This window comes from Natronococcus sp. JC468 (genome assembly GCF_012163165.1).
Classification (GTDB): Archaea; Halobacteriota; Halobacteria; order Halobacteriales; family Natrialbaceae; genus Natronococcus; species Natronococcus jeotgali.
This window is the reverse complement of the sequence record NZ_JAAVUO010000115.1, coordinates 1-788: the sequence shown is the minus strand read 5'-3', so window position 1 is coordinate 788 and position 788 is coordinate 1. Positions and strand designations below refer to the sequence as shown.

Below are 788 nucleotides of genomic sequence, written 5' to 3'. Positions count from 1 at the left end.
TCCGCCAACTCGTCTCAGAAGTGCGTGAGTACGCCGAGATCAATCGGCTCTACCTCGACCGTGGCTTCTACCGCGTTCATCTCGCACTGACGCTTGAAGACCTCGGCGTTGAGTTCGTCATACGTGCGCCCCAAACGCGGAAGGTACAGCAGCTCATCAAGAAGCATGACAGCGACACGTTCATCGCAAAATATGAGATGGTTCGGTCGAATTCACCGACGGGCCGGACGACAGTCCGGCTCGTCGTCGTTCCGCATCGAACACGAGAAGACGACCACTTCTGTCTGGTCACCAACCGCGATTTCGACGTCGGAACTGACGTCGAGATCGCTCAACCACTGGCTGAAGCATATCGCCGTCGCTGGGGCATCGAAACCTCCTCCCGAAAGATCACGGAATTTCTCCCACGAACGTCGTCGCCGACGTTCTCGATACGGCTGTTCTACTTCCTGTTCGCCATAGCGTTGTACAATCTCTGGGTGTTGACGAATCTGCTCGTGACTTCACGTCAGGCGGTCGGGACGGATCCAGTCGTCCCGACCGCCCTGTTCCGAGCGTTCCTCGGGCAAATCCCGTACGGATAGCAGCTGGCTCGGCGACTGACTCGGGCTGGTCGGCCCGAGTCAGTCTGCCTCCTCGGTACTGGCAAGACTGACAGAACAGCGGCTGAAGAGGCGTTTCTGCAGCTGTAGCACTCATTGTCCAGTACTGAGTGCGTCTTCACGAAGTCAGAACCGGTACGCTCCTCCAGCCTTCGCGGTCTTCCTGATCGAATCAGCAACTACTGT

At 57.6% G+C, this 788-nt stretch carries 1 protein-coding gene; it reads left to right on the top strand.

The features are described 5' to 3' along the window. Window positions 1-584 (top strand): transposase (locus tag GWG54_RS20615; RefSeq protein WP_167939495.1); only part of this gene is annotated, 584 nt, incomplete at its 5' end. Window positions 585-788 lie beyond the last annotated feature (204 nt).